15 protein-coding genes are annotated in these 18,243 nt (G+C 45.0%); 13 read left to right on the forward strand and 2 right to left on the reverse strand.

Annotated features, from left to right (window positions below):
* Positions 1-65: 65 nt before the first annotated feature.
* Positions 66-770, reverse strand: coding sequence for a hypothetical protein (locus NSQ66_RS15675; protein WP_076099145.1), 705 nt, complete (start codon positions 768-770; stop codon positions 66-68).
* Positions 771-1,030: 260 nt separating this feature from the next.
* Between NSQ66_RS15675 and nikB the strand changes: the two genes are divergently transcribed.
* The 8 genes from nikB to NSQ66_RS15715 all read left to right on the forward strand — a co-directional run bounded on the left by nikB (position 1,031) and on the right by NSQ66_RS15715 (position 8,932).
* Positions 1,031-1,948, forward strand: a complete 918-nt coding sequence (nikB, locus tag NSQ66_RS15680) for a nickel ABC transporter permease (protein WP_256717830.1) — start codon at positions 1,031-1,033, stop codon at positions 1,946-1,948.
* 32 nt (positions 1,949-1,980) lie between these two features.
* A complete protein-coding gene (gene nikC / locus NSQ66_RS15685; RefSeq protein ID WP_141118477.1) occupies positions 1,981-2,817 on the forward strand; it encodes a nickel transporter permease in 837 nt (278 codons plus the stop codon).
* On the forward strand, positions 2,814-3,599 hold the full coding sequence (locus NSQ66_RS15690; RefSeq protein ID WP_076099143.1) for an ABC transporter ATP-binding protein: 786 nt from the start codon (positions 2,814-2,816) through the stop codon (positions 3,597-3,599). Before nikC ends, NSQ66_RS15690 begins: the two co-directional genes overlap by 4 nt.
* Before the next feature lie 37 nt (positions 3,600-3,636).
* Entirely contained in the window at positions 3,637-4,485 is an 849-nt protein-coding gene (locus NSQ66_RS15695) for an ATP-binding cassette domain-containing protein (RefSeq protein ID WP_076099142.1), read from the forward strand.
* Between the two features lie 18 nt (positions 4,486-4,503).
* Positions 4,504-6,177 carry a nickel ABC transporter substrate-binding protein gene (locus tag NSQ66_RS15700; protein ID WP_076099141.1) on the forward strand — a complete coding sequence of 558 codons (1,674 nt, stop codon included), beginning with the start codon at positions 4,504-4,506 and terminating at the stop codon, positions 6,175-6,177.
* Positions 6,174-6,929: a class I SAM-dependent methyltransferase gene (locus tag NSQ66_RS15705; protein ID WP_256717829.1), complete on the forward strand. Its 756-nt coding sequence runs from the start codon at positions 6,174-6,176 to the stop codon at positions 6,927-6,929. Before NSQ66_RS15700 ends, NSQ66_RS15705 begins: the two co-directional genes overlap by 4 nt.
* Positions 6,930-6,936: 7 nt before the next feature.
* Positions 6,937-7,686 carry a class I SAM-dependent methyltransferase gene (locus NSQ66_RS15710; protein ID WP_076099139.1) on the forward strand — a complete coding sequence of 250 codons (750 nt, stop codon included), beginning with the start codon at positions 6,937-6,939 and terminating at the stop codon, positions 7,684-7,686.
* Positions 7,687-7,942: 256 nt separating this feature from the next.
* Complete coding sequence (locus NSQ66_RS15715) at positions 7,943-8,932, forward strand: alpha/beta hydrolase (protein WP_076099138.1); 990 nt, start codon at positions 7,943-7,945, stop codon at positions 8,930-8,932.
* 82 nt (positions 8,933-9,014) lie between these two features.
* Here the strand turns inward: NSQ66_RS15715 and NSQ66_RS15720 are convergent, their stop codons facing one another.
* Entirely contained in the window at positions 9,015-9,623 is a 609-nt protein-coding gene (locus NSQ66_RS15720; RefSeq protein WP_080742704.1) for a TetR/AcrR family transcriptional regulator, read from the reverse strand.
* A gap of 107 nt (positions 9,624-9,730) precedes the next feature.
* On the opposite strand from NSQ66_RS15720, the gene NSQ66_RS15725 reads away from it, so the two are divergent.
* The 5 genes from NSQ66_RS15725 (at position 9,731) to cydC (ending at position 18,158) form a co-directional block, all read left to right on the forward strand.
* Positions 9,731-11,578, forward strand: a complete 1,848-nt coding sequence (locus tag NSQ66_RS15725) for a hypothetical protein (protein ID WP_076141256.1) — start codon at positions 9,731-9,733, stop codon at positions 11,576-11,578.
* A gap of 565 nt (positions 11,579-12,143) precedes the next feature.
* Positions 12,144-13,508 (forward strand): cytochrome ubiquinol oxidase subunit I, encoded by a 1,365-nt coding sequence (locus NSQ66_RS15730; protein WP_036677095.1) that lies wholly within the window; start codon positions 12,144-12,146, stop codon positions 13,506-13,508.
* Positions 13,505-14,521: a cytochrome d ubiquinol oxidase subunit II gene (locus NSQ66_RS15735; protein WP_036677093.1), complete on the forward strand. Its 1,017-nt coding sequence runs from the start codon at positions 13,505-13,507 to the stop codon at positions 14,519-14,521. Before NSQ66_RS15730 ends, NSQ66_RS15735 begins: the two co-directional genes overlap by 4 nt.
* A gap of 68 nt (positions 14,522-14,589) precedes the next feature.
* A complete protein-coding gene (gene cydD / locus NSQ66_RS15740; RefSeq protein ID WP_076099135.1) occupies positions 14,590-16,434 on the forward strand; it encodes a thiol reductant ABC exporter subunit CydD in 1,845 nt (614 codons plus the stop codon).
* Positions 16,431-18,158: a thiol reductant ABC exporter subunit CydC gene (cydC, locus tag NSQ66_RS15745; RefSeq protein WP_076099134.1), complete on the forward strand. Its 1,728-nt coding sequence runs from the start codon at positions 16,431-16,433 to the stop codon at positions 18,156-18,158. The genes cydD and cydC overlap by 4 nt, the downstream gene beginning before the upstream one ends.
* Positions 18,159-18,243 lie beyond the last annotated feature (85 nt).

The following is an 18,243-nucleotide window of genomic DNA, read 5'->3' on the forward strand; positions in this document are numbered from 1 at the left end:
TTACCATTAGTTCATTGTGCCTCGCAAAAAGCTCTGGTTCGCACCAGGGCTGCAAATCATATGGATTATAGGCCGCTATCATCGGTAGTTTCGTAACCATAGTCGAAGGTCTCGATAGTACCATCATCATATTGAAGTGTGAGCTGGTCAATAATAATCGTATGTATTGTATTCTGATATGTAAAATCACTGAAAATAAATAAAGTATCATTGGGCTCAACCGGCCCCACATATTTAAGCGAAAAGCTGCTCTTGCCGTTCAGCTGATCATTGGAAGGATCGCCTACTGGATTAAACGTGCTGATGTGGGCTGTGTAATAATTGATCCTTTTACCGGTTAAGTTGTCAGCTTCCCAGGTCAGCTTAACAGCATCGGCAGAGTTCGTACTATACTTGAATTCTAATGGCGCACCAATCCCTTGCCCGGATGGGGTATCTGCTGCTGGCAGATCTTCAGCTTCATCACCGGCGGGTCCGGTATCATCGTCCGAAGGCATATCTTCCAAGACAACGGCTTCCGGGGAAAGTGAAGATTCAGTAGGATCTGATTCAGTAGGATCTGATTCAATAGAATTGGACCCAGTAGTGTTGGATTCAGCAGCAATAGCAGCTTTATCTGCGGTACTAGGTGGTATTTCTTCGATAACGGGATTACTTGCCACATTCTGCCCATTCAAGCGTGTTTCAACGCTAGGGGCCACGTAAATTCCTAAAAGAAAAGCTATCATGATGGATAAAACATAGATGAGGACTAAATTGAACCGATTCAAATACACACTTCCTTTATTGTTATTTTTAATATGAACCTACTTATAATGACATGATTATTAAGGATTTGACAATATTATTGCAAAAAAAAGTTGCGACTGTGCAGAGGCCAAATGTTTAAAGATCAACTCATTTAATATGGGTTGATTTTTTTATGTCCTACATGAAATAAATCAAATTAAGACTATTAATTTAAAAAGATTATGCTATAATCGTAATTATTACGATTAAGATCTTGGAGTTGAATGCCATCAATCGATACTTGTTGCAACGCTTATTGCAGCTCATCCCCGTGCTGCTCGGTATCTCTTGCATTACCTTTGCGCTGATGCACTTAACGCCAGGTGATCCAGCGGAGATCATGCTGCGTGCTGACGGCATTAAACCCACGCAGGAAGCTATTGAGGTGACCAGACATGCACTTGGTCTGGATGGTCCTGTACATAAGCAATATTTTCATTGGTTGAGCCGGGTGTCCCATCTCGATTTAGGCCTATCTTACAGCAGCGGTCGTCCAGTATTCACAGAGCTAATGAGTCGCTTTCCGGCAACTATACTGCTCAGTGCCTGTTCCGTATTGTCCGCTATTCTTATTGCCTTGCCTATAGGAGTGGGATCTGCACTATATCCGGGTAAATTGCTTGATCGACTGGGAAGAGTATGTGCACTGCTCAGTGTTTCAATGCCGGGATACTGGCTAAGTCTGCTCCTAATTTATTATGGTGCGGTGAAGTTTAAGCTATTTCCTGTGATGGGAATGGATGGGGTATCCAGTGTCATTCTACCTGCCCTCACACTAGGATTTGGAATGGCAGGAGTCTACATCCGCTTGATTCGTTCCAGTCTTCTAGACGTTTTGGGCAAGCGGTACATCACAGCAGCTAGAGCTAAGGGGCTGCAGGAATGGAGAATAATCATTTGGCATGCACTTCGTAATGCGCTTCTTCCGAGTCTTACCCTCCTTGGAGTTAACATAGCGGGGCTATTGGGCGGTTCCGTTATTGTTGAAACTATATTTTCTTGGCCGGGAATCGGTAAGTATGCCATTGAGGCGATTTTTGCGAAAGACTATATTGTCATTCAGGGTTACGTATTATGGATGGCTGTTGTCGTTGTCCTGATTAACTTGACAGTGGATTTATTACATCTGCTGCTGGATCCGCGAATCAAGCTGCGGTGACGATTTAGAAGGAGCGGATTGTCATATTTCGTATTAGCTTATTTAAGAATAAGGGATCAAGGTTAGGAGCGGGCATAGTACTTTTGTTCATATGCGTTGGACTCTTTGCCCCATGGCTTTCACCTTCCGATCCGCTGCAGATTCACATGGAACACAAACTGGCTATGCCTTCCTGGCAATACCCGCTTGGTACGGATCATCTGGGACGCTGTGTCTTATCCCGATTAATCTATGGGACCCGAACCACCCTGAATTATTCGTTTATGGTGTTGATCGTTGTTTTTGCGATTAGCATCCCTGTTGGTTTACTGGCTGGTTACGCTGGCGGCAAGATCGATCATTTGATTATGCGGATCATAGATATATTGCTAGCCTTTCCCAGCTTAATCCTATCCCTTGCGATTACAGCCATGCTAGGTCCCAGTATGAAGAATTTGCTAATCGCATTTGCTGCTGTCTGGTGGACGGGATATGCCAGAGTGATACGCAGCATGGTCCTTCAAATCAAGGAAAGTGAATATATTACAGCGGCCAAAGCGTCAGGCACTTCTCATTTACAAATTATTCCCAGGCATATTCTGCTGAACGCAGCCCGGCCTATTCTGGTTCTTGCATCTATGGAAGTGGGTACGATTATGCTCTCCATTGCGGGTTTGTCCTTTCTGGGTTTGGGAGCTCAGCCGCCTACACCGGAATGGGGAGTAATGCTGAACGACAGCCGTGCCTATATTCAAACGGAGCCACGGTTGATGCTATTTCCGGGAATGATGATCATGCTGGCGGTTCTGGGCTTTAATCTGTTGGGAGAAGGCTTGCGACAACCAGAGCGTGTTTTCGATTCTGTAGTAAAGTGGGGGGCCAGAACATGATGGTAGAGTCTCCACTGCTGAAGGTCAGTCATTTACGCACCTGCTTTCACACAGGCAGTTATAAAGTTACGGCAGTTGATGATGTCAGTATCGAGGTGAAATCCCGGCAGATTGTCGCACTTGTAGGCGAGAGCGGCAGCGGTAAAAGTGTTACGGCAATGTCCATATTAGGATTATTAGATTCTCCAGGTATAGTTGAAAGTGGAGAAATCTGGCTTAAGGGTAACAATCTACGTGAGTGCTCCAGCCGTCAGTTACAGAAGCTTCGGGGAACAGAAATGGCTGTTATCTTTCAAGATCCTATGAACGCGCTGAATCCGGTACTTACTATTGGCAGGCAGATCATGGAGATGATTAAACTGCACAAGCGTATATCGGGAAAAGAAGCAAAGCTGCTTGCCATGAGGCAGATGGAGCAAGCAGGGCTCAGCGATCCTGAATTGCTTTTCAATAAATATCCTTTTCAAATTAGCGGTGGTATGTGTCAAAGAGTAATGATCGCCATCGCACTGGTATCCGGTGCACAATTGCTAATTGCAGATGAGCCTACAACGGCATTGGATGTAACCATTCAAGCCCAGATTCTTAAAGAGCTAGACCGAATCAGATGGACGAACAATGTCGGCATCCTATTAATTACCCATGATCTTGGCGTTGTTGCGGAGCTTGCAGATTATGTATATGTGATGAAGTCCGGGAAGATTGTGGAATCAGGCAATGTGTTTGAACTCTTTTCTAATCCCATGCATTCCTATACTCAATACTTAATGGAGTGCAGATAACAACAGTAATATTACATTTTTCAGGGACGTGGTGATCTTGAAGTTATTGGAAGCGGTAAGCCTGAACAAGAAATATGGGATGGAAAGGGGGTGGTTCACACGTAATGCCAGAAGTGTTCATGCCGTCAACAACCTGTCTCTCAGTCTGGAGAGCGGCGAAACCCTTGGATTAGTGGGGGAAAGTGGCTGTGGTAAGAGCACTTTGGCCAGACTTCTTCTGGGACTGGAGAAACCATCCTCCGGAAGAGTTATGTACCGGAACGAGGATTATACGGACTGGAGCTTCAGCGAAATGCGCATGATCCGCAGGAAGATGCAGATGGTGTTTCAGAACAGTCTGGCTTCATTTAATCCGTTGTTTACGGTAGAGCAGATTATCGGGGAGCCTCTTCGAAACTATGGAGAGAGGAAGGCTGGAGCCCGCAGGGCCACGGTAGCAGACACACTTGAGCTTGTGGGACTTGAACGGCGGCATATTCACCGCTATCCGCATGAACTCAGCGGCGGACAGCAGCAAAGGGTCGGAATTGCACGAGCGATCTCCTTGCGGCCGGAGCTGATTATCTGTGATGAACCTTTCTCGAGTCTCGATGTCACCCTGCGAAAGCAAATGATGGATCTGCTGCAGGAGTTGAAGCATGAGCTGGGATTATCCTATGTATTCATTACACATGACTTGTCAGTTGTAAATCGTTTTTGCGACAGTGTGGCAGTAATGTGTCAAGGGGAAATAGTAGAGAAGCAATCAGGTGCAACTATGTTGCAGCAAGCAGACCACCCTTATACAAGAACATTACTCTCTTCGGTACCCGTGCAGGACCCCCGCTTAAGGAAGAAGAGACTGGGCACAGAGTGGCAACCCAGCCATTCCTATGATGTTAAGTAGAGAAAGGATGTACCAAGAATGAGAACGAACCTTAAGACAAAAAGCCTATTATCAAAATCGTTATTCTTTATGCTTCTTGTGGTAGTTATGGTGATATCAGGTTGCGGTAACAGTAATAACAGCAATTCTACGGCTAGAGCCAATAATACCGCCAATAATGAAGCTGCACAAGGATCTGAAGCTCAGGACAAGACAGTCACTGTTGCTATATCGTCCGATGCCGGTATAGACCGATTGGATGCCGGTGCCTATGATGGTTCGATGAATGTGCACGCGATGATATATGAGGGATTAGTGGAGTATAGTGAAAAAGGCGAAATACTGCCGTCGCTTGCGGAGTCTTGGGATATTTCAGAAGATGGGAAAGTATATACGTTCCATCTTCGCCATGACGTCAAATTCTCTGACGGTACGGAGTTTAATGCTGATGCGGTTAAATTCTCCTTCGAACGCTGGATTAAGGATCCAGCCAATTCGTTAAATGTGGCGACTGCGATGCAATCCCTTGTTGTTGTGGACGAACATACGATTACAATGACATTCAACAAAGCGTATTATCCCTTCTTAACCGAGTTATCCTTTGCAAGACCGGTCCGAATTATCAGCCCTTCCGCTGTGGAACCCGCAGGAGATATTACGGGTAAATTCATCAAAGCGATTGGAACTGGCGCATGGATGGCTGAGAGCTACAAAACAGATCAGGAAGCCGTACTCGTCAGAAATCCGAATTATTGGGGAGAAATGCCGAAGCTGTCGAAAATTATTTTAAAGGTAATCCCTGATCCACAGTCCAGAGTACTAGCGCTGCAAGCTGGAGATGTTGACATTGCCGGGGGACAAATGGGAAAGATTCCGGTCGAAAGCGTGCCAGTGATTGAAGCGGATTCTTCACTGACCTTGCAAAAAGCACAAGGAACAAACTCTCATTTTATGATCTTTAACTACAAAACGCCCGCACTTCAAGATCTGAATGTGCGCAAAGCTATCAATTTGGCAATTAATAAAAAAAGCATTGTCGATGATCTTATGGACGGTATCGGCAGTGAAGCCCAAGGTCTGTTCCCGTTGACGGTTCCTTATGTGACGGAGTCCAATAATACTTGGTACGGCTTCGATCCGCTGGAAGCGAAGCAGCTGCTAGCAACTGCCGGTTACACGGATTCGGACGGAGATGGAATGGTACAGAAGGACGGAGCGCAGCTTGAGCTTAATTTCGTGCTGCAGCAGGCTGAGTATCCCGAATGGAAGTCCATCAGTGAACTGGTTCAGTCTGAGTTAAAGGAGATTGGCATTAGAGTGAATCTTCAGGTTCTTGAGCCGAATGCCTATTACGATGCCTTATGGACAAGCAAAGCCTATGATCTAATTATGTACCGGACTTATGACGATGCCTATAATCCGCATGCATTCTTGCTCTCCTTATTTCATAAAACAGCTGATGCATCTGCTGTGGTATGGTCTGATCCTGCACTAGAATCTCAAATTGACACAGCAGTAGGAACAACCGATATTCAGGAACGTCAGACCGCATATGACTCCATTTTTTCCAAATTGTATCAGGAGGCTATGTTTGCAGCTATTTATTTCCCTGACGATATCTTGGCAGTAAATAATAGAGTGACTGGATTTAAACCGGGGTACTCCACCTTTATGCCGGTCTTCTGGAATCTACTCGACATAGGAGAAAAATGATGTTAAAAGAGATTTCGAAATACTGGACATCAAGCTCGGAGAGTTATGACAAAGTCATACAGACTCAATTCCGCAGTAAAAAAACTATAAACCTCTGGAAACAACTGCTTATTAAAGGGTTGGGAACAACTCCCCAGCAAAAGGTGATGGATGTGGGAACAGGACCTGGCTTTTTCTCCATACTCTTATCACAGATGGGTCATCTGCCTACAGCGGTGGATGCCTCTCAGGGAATGATAGATAGAGCTTCACGAAATTTTGAGAGTTATGGATACAAAGTTCCAGCTTATGTCGCTGATGCTGCCGACTTGCATATGGAGCTAGAGAATAGCTTTGATGCAGTGGTCTGCAGGGATGTAGTATGGACGCTTCCTGATCCACAGAGGGCTTATGCTGAATGGTACCGGATTCTAAAACCGGGCGGGACTCTGATTATTTTTGACGGCAACTATTTGTATAAAGAGAGCAAGACTGTATTCCGTAAACTTTGGTATGCTTTGTCCTGGACGCTGATTCTGCTCACAGAACAAAGAATCCGCCAGCGAAGCAGTCAAGATAAAAACCTGCTAAGCGAGTTGCCATTTGTTAATGTATTACGGCCTGAAGCTGACGAGACAGCGCTGAAACAGGCCGGGTTCCGAACCATAGATGTTCACCGAAACTTTATCCCTGCCCGTGCGATGCCGCTAGATTATTTGAAATACGGTTACCAGAATGTAAACCGGTTCATGATACTTGCCAAGAAGGAGTGAATGATAAATGGGTATACAACAAGAGGTGGAAATGTATTGGGAAGGCGAAGCTGAGCTGTACAGCGAAGGCATTCAGAAGGAACTGAACGGATTCCAGCGGGAGGCCTGGCTGAAGCTTATCCTCGCTAACGCACCACAGAAGGAAAGATTGCAGGTTCTAGATATTGGCTGCGGGCCTGGCTTCTTCTCTGTGATTCTCTCAAGTGCCGGGCATCTGGTTACTGCGATCGATTGTACCGACAATATGCTGGAAGAAGCACGTTCCCACTCCAGTCGGGAGGGTGTCACCGTTACCTTCCGCAAGATGGATTCGCACAAGCTTGACTTTGTTGCGGAGAGTTTCGATCTGATCGTGTGCCGCAATGTTACCTGGAGCCTTACCGATCCGCAGTCAGCTTACAAAGAGTGGAAAAGAGTACTTAAGCCTGGGGGACGGCTACTGGTTTTTGATGCCAACTGGAATCGCCATCTCTGGGACGAAGAGATGCAGCAAAAGCGAGTAGAGGATCAGAAAGTCTATGTAGATAAGGGCTTTGGTGAGCTCCCGCATCATAAGGACATAGAGGAGACAGACCGTCTGAGTCTTGTATTGCCACTGACCAGAGAGTGGCGTCCCGAATGGGATATACGGACTCTCAAGGAAGAAGGATTCACCACTATTTTTGCTGAAGAGAATTTGAACGCCAAAGTACTGGATGAGAAACAGCAAGTCTTAAACCGGTCAACACCGTTGTTCATGATTTGTGCTGAAAAATAATATAATAGTGAGAACCTACACATAATTAAATGAAGTAAACAATAAAAAGCAGCGATCCTCTAAATGAGAGGCGCTGCTTTTTGAGTAAAGGACAAGAACATTATTTCATTTCCGATTTGATGTTGATCTAAAACCTCTTATTTGGCTTGTTCATATTCCGTTCATATTGTCGTCACGAAGAGTACATCTTGATTGATTACACTTTGAATATGTCGTCAAGGCGGCACTTCAGATACAGGGACAAGGAAGGGAAGAGATGAACGTGGCAAATAAGGTGGAAATAAAAACAACTGGGACTAAGAGCCACAAGAAACGGAACCTATGGTTAAAAATAATCGGAGGTATTGTAGGGGCGCTCGTGTTGTTCATGGGCATCGTTTTTATCGTTGATGCAATCAGCGACGGGGTAGAGAAAAAGAAAATCGAATCGTATGGCCAGTATGTTAATGTGGATGGGAAAAAGATGAATGTGCTTATTCAAGGCAGCGGAGAACAAACCGTTGTACTCCTACCGGGACAAGGAACCCCTACGCCTGCTCTTGATTTCAAATTACTGATCGATGAAATTACCCCTAATTATAAAGTCGTAGTGGTCGAGCCTTTTGGTTATGGTTTGAGCGATGAAACCGAGAAGGAAAGAACTACGGAAAATATAGTAAGTGAGGTTCACGAAGCTTTGCAGCAGCTGGGTGTAGACCGTTACATTCTAATGGGACATTCCATCGCGGGACTTTACGGAGCGACCTATGTGAACACATATCCGGATGAAGTTCTTGCTTTTGTCGGCATCGATAGCAGCGTTCCCAATCAACCCGGAATGGATGTCAAATTACCTTTGAAAGCCATGCAATTTCTTCAAAAATCAGGTCTAATGAGATTGGTCCAAAAAGTGAGCGGAGATCCGTATGAATCGCTTGCATTCGATGAGCATACCAAAGAACAAATGCGTTTGATTTCGAATCAAGTCGCGACCAATCCAACGTTGATGAATGAACTGAGCCACCTCGGTTCCAATTTCAAAAATGGAGAAAAAATCACAATGCCAAATGACTTGCCGTTGCTTCTCTTCGTTCAATCGAATAACGAGCACAATAAACAGTGGATTCCGCTGCATGAGGAGCAAGTCAAACAATCCGCACAGGGCAAAATGATCCCAATGGAAGGTTCACATTATCTGCATCATACAAAATATAAAGAAATCGCTGAGGCATTCAAAGAGTACATGAAACAAATTCAAATTCAATAGTAGGGTTGATAATTAAACTGCGGAGCCGAACTTGGTTCCGTGGTTTCTTTGTTTTTTTATTTATAAACACGATTTTTAAACCTTATTCCTGGGACATTGGAGTATGGTATACCTCAAGACAAATTTTGGTCATTTCGTCAATGGATTTTGCAAAGTCTGATTGTATCCATTTAAGGAGAACATTATAGAGGGCCCCTGCTTTAAAGTATATTCGGTACACATTCTCGTCGCTTTTGTCATGAGCAGTAGAAAGCATCATTTCATTCAAGCAATCCAGAATTACATGATCAAATTTTGCACTTTGAAGTGCTTTGTAGATGTTCCGCTGCTGAAAAATAACTTCAAAAAGCACTTTGATAAATTTTTGAGGTTCTTTAGCTTTGCCTGTTAATTCATTGGTGTAAGGTAAGAGTTTTTGATTAATTTCGAAAATAAGCGAATCGACCAAATCCACCAGGATCTCTTGCTTGGAGGAATAGTTGTTGTAATAGGCCGTTCGAGAAACCCCTGCGCGTTTCACAATATCGGTGATGGTGATTTTACTAAAAGACTGTTCCTGGATCAAGAAGACTAATGCCGTGCAGATGGCTTCTCTTGTCAAACGGTTAGTTTCTTTATTGGAACGATGCTGAGAGGTATTTGGACTGTATAATTCATGATTTGAGATGACATTTTCCCTCCGTTTGTACATTCTGATGTTCGTTTCATTGTTTTTCATGAGTCTTTTCAATATGCTAAAACCATAAGGCATTACAAATGTAATGTCAAAATAATCGTTAGTTAAAATGGGAGGGCGTCATGTTAGAAATCTTATATAGACGATTGTCAGCGGTGCTGCTTTTGATCCTAGCACTCTGTGCTACGGTATTCATTGGCAAAGAAACGGTAATCTCGATCGTGACCATTATCTTTTTGTTAGCAGATTTAGGCATCTCTTTTTTACTCTTAAAGAAACGTGAGAAGGTACATGTGGTTTTTATTAGTGTGATGGTGGCAGAAGGGCTATTCTTACTAACAAGAGAATTTTGGCTGCTTGCGCTTTCTATCCTGCTGCTGATCGTAGCGGGCATATGTAGAGGACTCTTTGGGCAATCGGGGAGCAAAAGAGTCACTCCGTTTCTAGCCGTTCGTAAAGTGTTATTCAGCATTACTGCACTTATCGTTACTGCACTTTGGGGGATTGGAATCTATGCAAAACCTATTACAACACCTGTGGTATTATCAGCTGATGCGGCTATGACGATCGATGAACGTAAATTGGATTCTGCAGCAATGATGCTGAAAGATATTGAAGTAATGAATTCTTTTGGAAGCCGTACAACCGGCTCTGAGGGTCACAATCAGTTTATTGCTTGGCTGGAGCAGCAGGTAACGGATATGGGGCTGCAAGTATATCGTGATCGCTATACTTTTGACCGATGGGAAGAAAAGAACAGTGCTTTAATGATTGATCAGCAGGCAATTCATGTCTCTTCAGCTTTTCCCTATTCCGGGGAAACTGACGAAAAAGGTGTGACAGGGGAGCTGGTGTATACGAAGCGTGGTGAATATGGCCAGGCCAGTGGAAAAATTGCTGTCATTGAAATTGAGAATTTTAGAAATTTTCCAAGTGGGATCGTTATGAATATGCGGGCTTCATCTCCAATGGACAACCAAATTGCCCCAAATGAAGGCGATCTGGTCCTCACTACAGCTTTAAAAGAAGCTAAATTGGAGCAAGCGACGGAAATGGGCGTAAAAGCTGTTGTTTTAGTCTGGAAAGGGGTATCTGACGATAAGGTTGAAGAGCAATATGTGCCTTTTACCACCGATTATGCAGGAATCCCTGCAATCTGGGTTAATGAAACGGAAGGGAAAAAGGTGATCAGCGCAGCTCAAGAGCATAAAGAAGGTACGGTTATTTTAGAAGCGGAAATACAAAAAGATGCCCCAACAGAATCCTTTTATGTGAAGATTGACGGTAAGAATAAAGACGAAGCGATTATCGTAAATACCCATACGGATGGGATAAATGTAGTGGAGGAGAATGGCGCTGTGGGTATGCTGTCTATGATTCGTTACTTACAGCAGGAGCAGCCGGAACGTACGATGATTTTCGCTTTTGTGACAGGGCATTTTAGATTACCGGAGTTCAAAGGGTCCTCTCAGGCAACTTCCACCTGGATGGAGGGGCATCGAGAGCTCTGGGATGGCAAGAATGGCCATTTAAAAGCTGTAGCTGGAATTACGGTTGAGCATTTAGGCAGCATGGAGTGGAAGGACGATGATACGGGTCACTATGGTCCAACTGGACAAATAAGTACAGAATATACGTATGCAGGCAATGAAATGATGGCAGCCATTTGGCTGAAGGCTATTGAAAAGACAGATAGCACACGTACTGTATTATTGCGTGGACATAACAAGTTTGAGTTTGGAGAGAGTCAGCCCTTATTTGAAGCAGGGATACCGGTGATTGGATTCATTCCAATGCCCGACTATCTGCTCGTGGATAGTGACAACAGAGAGATGGACAAATTTGATGCAAAGCTAATGAATACGCAAATTGTATCGTTGCTGAAAGCGGTCAAGCTAGTGGACGGAACGGAGACGACTAAACTCGGGAAGTCAGATGGGTATTCTTTTTTCTACGGTCGTACTAAATGATGGTGGCAGTTCAAGATTTGTCATGACGAAGATGAAATTAGCTTGAATTCAAAAACACTGATGATTTAAGTCAGTGTTTTTTTGTTGCAAAAAGGGGGTATATTACGGCTTAAAATGAGAAAATTTCGTTTTTTTGTTAGCATCGAAGTAGGAGGAAACTTGTGACATCACATATACGCTAATCAATCAATAGCTCCTTCGGGTGCTTTTTGTGTTATTCACTGAGTTGTTAGAAAGATTTGTCCCTTTCTTGAACGTTTAGGGATTAAGAGATGTCGATGATTGAAATACTTAAAATTTAAGATAAGATAACTTTAATTATTAGGCCACGTTATTAATTTGACTGCTCAGTAACAGGTAAATCAGGTTCGCCAACTCTTGCTTTGTGAAATATTTCTCTTTTTACATAGCAAAGAACGAGGAATGTCATACTAAAACGAACAGGAAACGATGTCGCTGAGCCTTGCTAAACCTGATATTGAATGCAGCCTACAGTTAGCGGGCCTAATCATAAGTATCAACTTAAGACGAAAAATGAACAGAGTTTTGAAGGGAGCAGTAAAGAATGGCAATTGATACGGTGCTATGGAGCAGGCTAGTGACAGGCTTGACTCTCGGGTTCCACGTTATTTTTGCGACGATTGGCGTCGGTATACCGCTAATGATCGCTATAGCAGAGTTCATCGGGATCCGGAAGAAAGACCCCCATTATACACTTATGGCAAAGAGGTGGTCTCGAGGATTTGTCATTTCTGTGGCGGTTGGTGTTGTGACCGGTACAGCGATTTCACTACAGCTGGCCCTGGTATGGCCGAATTTTATGAAACTGGCTGGGAATGTCATTGCACTTCCGTTATTCATGGAGGTGTTCGCGTTCTTTTTCGAGGCTATCTTCCTGGGCATTTATTTGTATACGTGGGATCGGTTCAAAAATCCATATACCCATTGGCTGCTGACGATACCGATTGTCGCCGGGGCAGGCATGTCTGCCGTTTTTATTACGACGGTGAACGGATTCATGAACCAGCCTGAAGGCTTTGTCATGGAAGCAGGCCAATTCACAGCGATTAACCCGGTGCAAGCGATGCTGAATACGGCGACGTTCTCCAAAGTGTTCCATGTATTAAGCTCGGCCTATTTAACAGGAGCTGCCTTGTTAGCCGGGATTGCAGCCTTCGCGATGCTGAGAAAAGGTGTGTCCGCATACCACAAAAAATCTTTAAATCTCATGATGGCGGTCGTTTTACTATTCGGTTTGCTGAACACGTTAGCCGGTGATGTGTCCGCCAAGTTTTTGGCCGAGCATCAGCCAGAGAAGCTTGCAGCGGCAGAGTGGCATTTTGAGACGAGTAGCAGGGTGGATTTGGTTCTATTGGGATGGCTGAATGCAGAGCATGAAGTTCTAGGGGCTCTTCATCTTCCGAAGCTGCTCAGCTTCCTGGCCTTTGGAGACTTTAATGCAGAGGTGACGGGGCTCGAGGAATTCCCCAAGGAAGAATGGCCACCACTTCTCGTTCATTATCTGTTTGATTTAATGGTCGGAATCGGATTTACTCTGCTCGCGATTTCGTTCCTATATTTTCTGTTTGTGTTCTGGAAAAAGCGTAATGAGCTTAACAAGTGGATGCTTCGCATCATCGCACTGAGCGCCCCCCTCGCTTTTCTGGCTGTTGAGCTGGGCTGGTTTTATGCAGAGGTTGGCCGACAGCCGTGGATTATCCGTGGATATATGCGTGTTGAGGAGGCGGCCACGTCTTCACCGAATGTAAGAATTATATTCTTCGCCTTATTGCTCTTGTACATCGTTCTCGGCAGTATGTGTGTAATCGTGCTAAGACGCTTGTTCAACAATAATCCGGCAGAAGCTGAGATGGAGAAATGGATGAAGGATCATCCTAATCAATCTACGGAAAAGGGGGGCACTGAATGATGAGTTACGAATTGATTGGCATCTCGGTGCTCTGGCTGTTTTTGTACGGCTATTTAATTATAGCTTCCATTGATTTCGGAGCGGGCTTCTTCGCCTTTTATGCCCGTTTAACGAAGCAGGATCATCTCATTAATCGTCTGATTTCGCGTTATTTATCACCCGTTTGGGAAATTACAAATGTATTTTTTATCTTTTTCTACATTGGCATCGTCGGTTTTTTTCCGGACACAGCCTATTATTATGGCTCCGCGCTACTTGTTCCGGGAAGCATTGCATTGATTCTTCTTGCGATTCGCGGTTCATTCTATGCTTTTGAAAATTACGGTTCCAAGAAAAACATAGTATATCTTTTTTTGTACGGAGCTACAGGTTTGCTTATTCCAGCATCGTTGTCAGTGGCGCTAACTTTGTCTGAAGGCAGCTTTATCGTGAAGCAGGGGGAGACGGTTTCTCTGGATTACTGGGCGCTGTTCACCAATCCGTTATCGTGGAGTATCGTTGGACTGGCAATTGTGTCCGTTTTGTTCATTAGCGGCTCATTTCTGACATTTTACGCTTCTCGGGCAGAGGATCATTCCGCGTTGAAGCTGATGCGCAACTACGCCCTGTTTTGGAGCACACCGACGATAATCCTCGCACTTACAGCATTTATCTATTTGGGTCAACACAATGAGCGGCATTTTCAAAATATGATGGATTTATGGTGGTTGCTGGCACTTTCCGTTGCTTTCTTCATGATCGCGATGTGGCTATTATATAACGGACGCCGTTACGGATTAGCTTTTATATGCGTCATGTTGCAATTTTTCTGTGCCTTTTTCGCTTATGGAATTGGGCAATACCCTTATATTCTTGATCCGTATATCACGATTCAGAGCAGTGCAACTTCACCGGCAATGGGCTTAGCATTAGTTATTGTGTTTATCGGCGGTCTATGCCTGTTGATCCCATCCCTTATTCTGGTCTTCAGACTCTTCCTGTTTGATGCGGATTATGTAAAAGGGAAAAAATAAAGCTGATTAATCCATTACGGCATGTTTGAGGTTTCCCTACAAGCCTATATATAAAGGAGGTGTGATCTGTGAAGAGGAAATCCAGTTTGATTTCTCAACAAATGTCTTCACAAAGGAAAAACATGGCTCTCCTCGCAATCATTTCGCTCGGGCTTGGTATAGCTATTGTGAGTCAGGCTGGACTGCTTGCTGAAGCAGTCCAACGGATTTTTGTGGAGAGAGCTTCATTTTCATCGGTTATCCTGTTGCTCGGTATACTTCTGGCTATTATGGCTGTACGCACACTATTGTCTTATGGAAACGGTATTGTTGGCTTGCATATGGCAGCTGCTGCCAAGACAAATATGCGCGCAGCCGTGCTGCAAAACTTGACCCATGCTTCCATGCCTTCAACCCTTAGTGGACAGACGGGAGGGAAGGTCAGTATTGCTCTGGATGCTGTGGATGAGGCTGATAGTTATTTCAGTCAATACATGCCGCGTATGATGGAAGCTGCTATCATCCCGGTTCTGATTTTGGTCGTTACATTTATCCAACATGCCAACACGGGGTTCATTCTATTGTTTACTGCTCCGTTCATCCCGCTGTTCATGATTTTGGTAGGGCTGAAAACGAAGAACAAATCCGAAGAAAAATATGCGCAACTGGCTGAGTTTTCAGGGACGTTTCTGGACTCTCTTCAAGGACTGGTGACATTGAAAATATTTGGACGGGCTCACCGTCAGCAACAGGAGATTGAACGCAGTAGCTTGGGTTATCGTGATGCCACGATGGGTATTTTGAAGATTGCGTTTACGAATACATTCATGCTGGAATCAATCGTGATGCTAAGCATTGGTATTGTGGCTCTCGAACTGGCCATCCAGTTGCTTGTTTTCAAAGCTATGACGTTCCACACTGCCTTTTTCGTTTTGCTGCTCGTTCCCGAGTTTTACAACCTGTTAAAGAATACGGGAACAGCCTTTCACAGCGGCCGGACAAGTATGGGTGCGGTTCGTAAGGTGGAACAGATGCTTGAGGAAACGGCAGGGGAGAGCAGGGACGCTAATGGCATTGAAGGAGCATTAACAACCGATGGAATCGACGAGATCGACAGCATAGATAAGGTCGGGGATAGGACCGACAGAATAAGCAAACTGGAACTTGCCCATTCTGGAGACCTTTTAATACCACCGTCTATCGTAATTGACCAACTTCGGTTTCAGTATGCTCCAGATTCTTTCGAGCTTAAGACGGGGCGGATCCAGCTTAGTCCAGGAGAACACATTGCCATTGTTGGCAAAAGCGGTTCCGGCAAAACGACTTTGCTACATCTCATTGCCGGTCTGCTGAAACCAGAATCGGGTACGCTTCTGGTGAATGGAAGTCCACTCTCGCAATACGATGAAACCGAATGGTTCGAACATGTTAGCTACATTACACAGCATCCGTATATTTTTGCAGGCACATTTTCTGAAAATATTGCGATTGGTGCTGGTGGAAACATCTCCAGAGCTGAAATTGAGCGGGCGGGGGAGGAAGCCGGACTCGCTGCGCTTACAGCCCAATTAGAGCATGGATTTGATACCTTTGTTGGTGAAGGAGGCCGGGGACTGTCTGGTGGGGAAAAGCAGCGGCTTGCCTTAGCACGCGCTTTTTTGAAGCGTCCTGCTATCATTTTGTTTGATGAACCCACAGTTGGACTGGATTTGCACACCGAGCGGGTACTGCAACGCTCCATAGCCAAACTGGCAAAAACGGCTACGATGATTACGGTGGCTCACCGATTATATACGATTCAACAAGCCGACAAGATTTTGTTTATGGACAATGGAGTGTTGGTGGACTCGGGACGACATGACGAGCTTCTGGAGCGCCTGCCTCAGTATGCCGAGATGATTGATGTAGAGCGGAAAGGGGGGATATCCTCATGAATGAACTGGCTGTTCTGTCAAAGGCGATGATTCAGGAGCGCAAGGATATCATTCTTTCGATTTTGGGTGGATTTATTGCCGGCATAGCCGGTGTGGCACTCTTTTCTGCGAGCGGGTATCTGATTTCGCAAACGGTATTTGCGCCACCGCTTTATACTTTAATTGTACTCACCTCCATGGTCAAACTGCTGGGTCTGCTTCGGGCGGCGAGTCGTTATGGAGAACGCTTGTATTCTCACCGGGCGACTTTCTCCATGCTTAGCCGTTTACGTACATCCTTTTTCGCCAAGCTTATTCCTTTAACGCCTGGTATATTGAACAAAAATCGAAGCGGGGATCTGCTTGCGCGGATCGTTGGGGATGTGGAAAGTTTGCAAAATTATTTTTTGCGAGTCGCTTATCCTCCGATCATGGTCGTCATGGTATTTTTGGCTACGGTGCTGTTTACTTCTACCTTTTCGATCTGGATTGCCGTTTTGTTTGTAATAGGTATGCTGGTAACGGCATTCGTTGTACCGGGAATTGTGTTACTCGGGCAGCGGAGAACACATGGACGCGTTCGTGAGCAGAGGGCGCAGCTGTCCACGGAAGTTACCGAAGTGTTGTACGGTTTCCGGGATTTGAAAGTATATGGTCAATTGGCACAGCGGGAGGAGCAGCTTCAGCATGCTTCCGCTGTATTGGCAACTGAACAGCAACGAGCAGCCGGGCACTTGCTGCGCGGGCAATCGATGCACACTTTTGTTACATTTCTCGTTTCCTGGGGAGTGCTGACGCTCGGCGCCTATTTAATTATGGAAGGAGCGCTTGCAGGCGTATTTCTTGCCATGTTGGTTATGGCATCACAAACCGTATTTGAAGAAGCGGCGGCTATGGCCACATTACCCGCGTATAAAGAGGATAGCGAACACGCAGCCAAACGACTGACGGAAACAGTTCAGACTTTTGATGAGCAGTCTTCGCAACCAAGTGGCACATTGCCTGTTAATCATGCTGTTACGATGGAACTATCCAATGTTACATTTCAATATGAAGGGGAGTGGAGACCGGCACTCAGGGATATGTCCCTGCACATTTCACCTGGCTCCAAAACGGCAATAGTCGGGCCGAGTGGGTCAGGAAAATCAACAAATATCGAATTGCTGCTCAAACTGCGAACACCAACGGCTGGCGAGATACGATTAAACGGTATTTCGGTGAAGGAACTGGACGAGACGAGCATTTGGCAAACGGCTAATGTGGTATTTCAGCAAAGTCATTTCTTCCGGGGAACGATTCGGGACAACCTGCTGCTGAATGGAGAAGAACACGCTGACGAACAATTGTTGGATGTGCTAGCTAAAATGCAGCTGCCCGATACATCGTTGACCGATATGGTGTATGAAAAAGGGGAGAATCTGTCAGACGGCGAGAAGCAGAGGTTGGCTATGGCGCGAGCGATGCTCCGCAAAGGACGGGTATGGCTTCTGGACGAACCAACTTCATCGCTGGATTATGTGACAGAGCATCACGTATTGAAGCATCTCTACGCACAGGCGGCTAATGATACGCTTCTCCTGATTTGTCATCGGCTAACCGGATTAGAAGAGATGGACCAGATTGTGGTCATGGACCAAGGCAGGGTAGTCGAAACGGGGTCCTATTCGGAGTTGATGGGGCAAAAAGGCTATTTTTATGAGATGAAACAAATCGAACAGCAAATGATCGGAGAAGTTGAAGTGTAAATATAGACCAAACACATCAACTTGTTGCAAATGCCACTTCTCAGATTCCGATGGTTTATACACGATTGATTCAAAAAATGGTTAA

This window comes from Paenibacillus sp. FSL H3-0329, from assembly GCF_037963285.1.
Classification (GTDB): domain Bacteria; phylum Bacillota; class Bacilli; order Paenibacillales; family Paenibacillaceae; genus Paenibacillus_AQ; species Paenibacillus_AQ odorifer.

Bases quoted from the DNA above. Each gene is read 5' to 3' on its own strand.
- NSQ66_RS15690 (WP_076099143.1), top strand. From the start codon at position 2,814: ATGATGGTAGAGTCTCCACTGCTGAAGGTCAGTCATTTACGCACCTGC.
- NSQ66_RS15700 (WP_076099141.1), top strand. From the start codon at position 4,504: ATGAGAACGAACCTTAAGACAAAAAGCCTATTATCAAAATCGTTATTC.
- NSQ66_RS15705 (WP_256717829.1), top strand. From the start codon at position 6,174: ATGATGTTAAAAGAGATTTCGAAATACTGGACATCAAGCTCGGAGAGT.
- NSQ66_RS15710 (WP_076099139.1), top strand. From the start codon at position 6,937: ATGGGTATACAACAAGAGGTGGAAATGTATTGGGAAGGCGAAGCTGAG.
- NSQ66_RS15715 (WP_076099138.1), top strand. From the start codon at position 7,943: ATGAACGTGGCAAATAAGGTGGAAATAAAAACAACTGGGACTAAGAGC.
- NSQ66_RS15720 (WP_080742704.1), bottom strand. From the start codon at position 9,623: ATGTACAAACGGAGGGAAAATGTCATCTCAAATCATGAATTATACAGT.
- NSQ66_RS15725 (WP_076141256.1), top strand. From the start codon at position 9,731: ATGTTAGAAATCTTATATAGACGATTGTCAGCGGTGCTGCTTTTGATC.
- NSQ66_RS15730 (WP_036677095.1), top strand. From the start codon at position 12,144: ATGGCAATTGATACGGTGCTATGGAGCAGGCTAGTGACAGGCTTGACT.
- NSQ66_RS15735 (WP_036677093.1), top strand. From the start codon at position 13,505: ATGATGAGTTACGAATTGATTGGCATCTCGGTGCTCTGGCTGTTTTTG.
- cydC (WP_076099134.1), top strand. From the start codon at position 16,431: ATGAATGAACTGGCTGTTCTGTCAAAGGCGATGATTCAGGAGCGCAAG.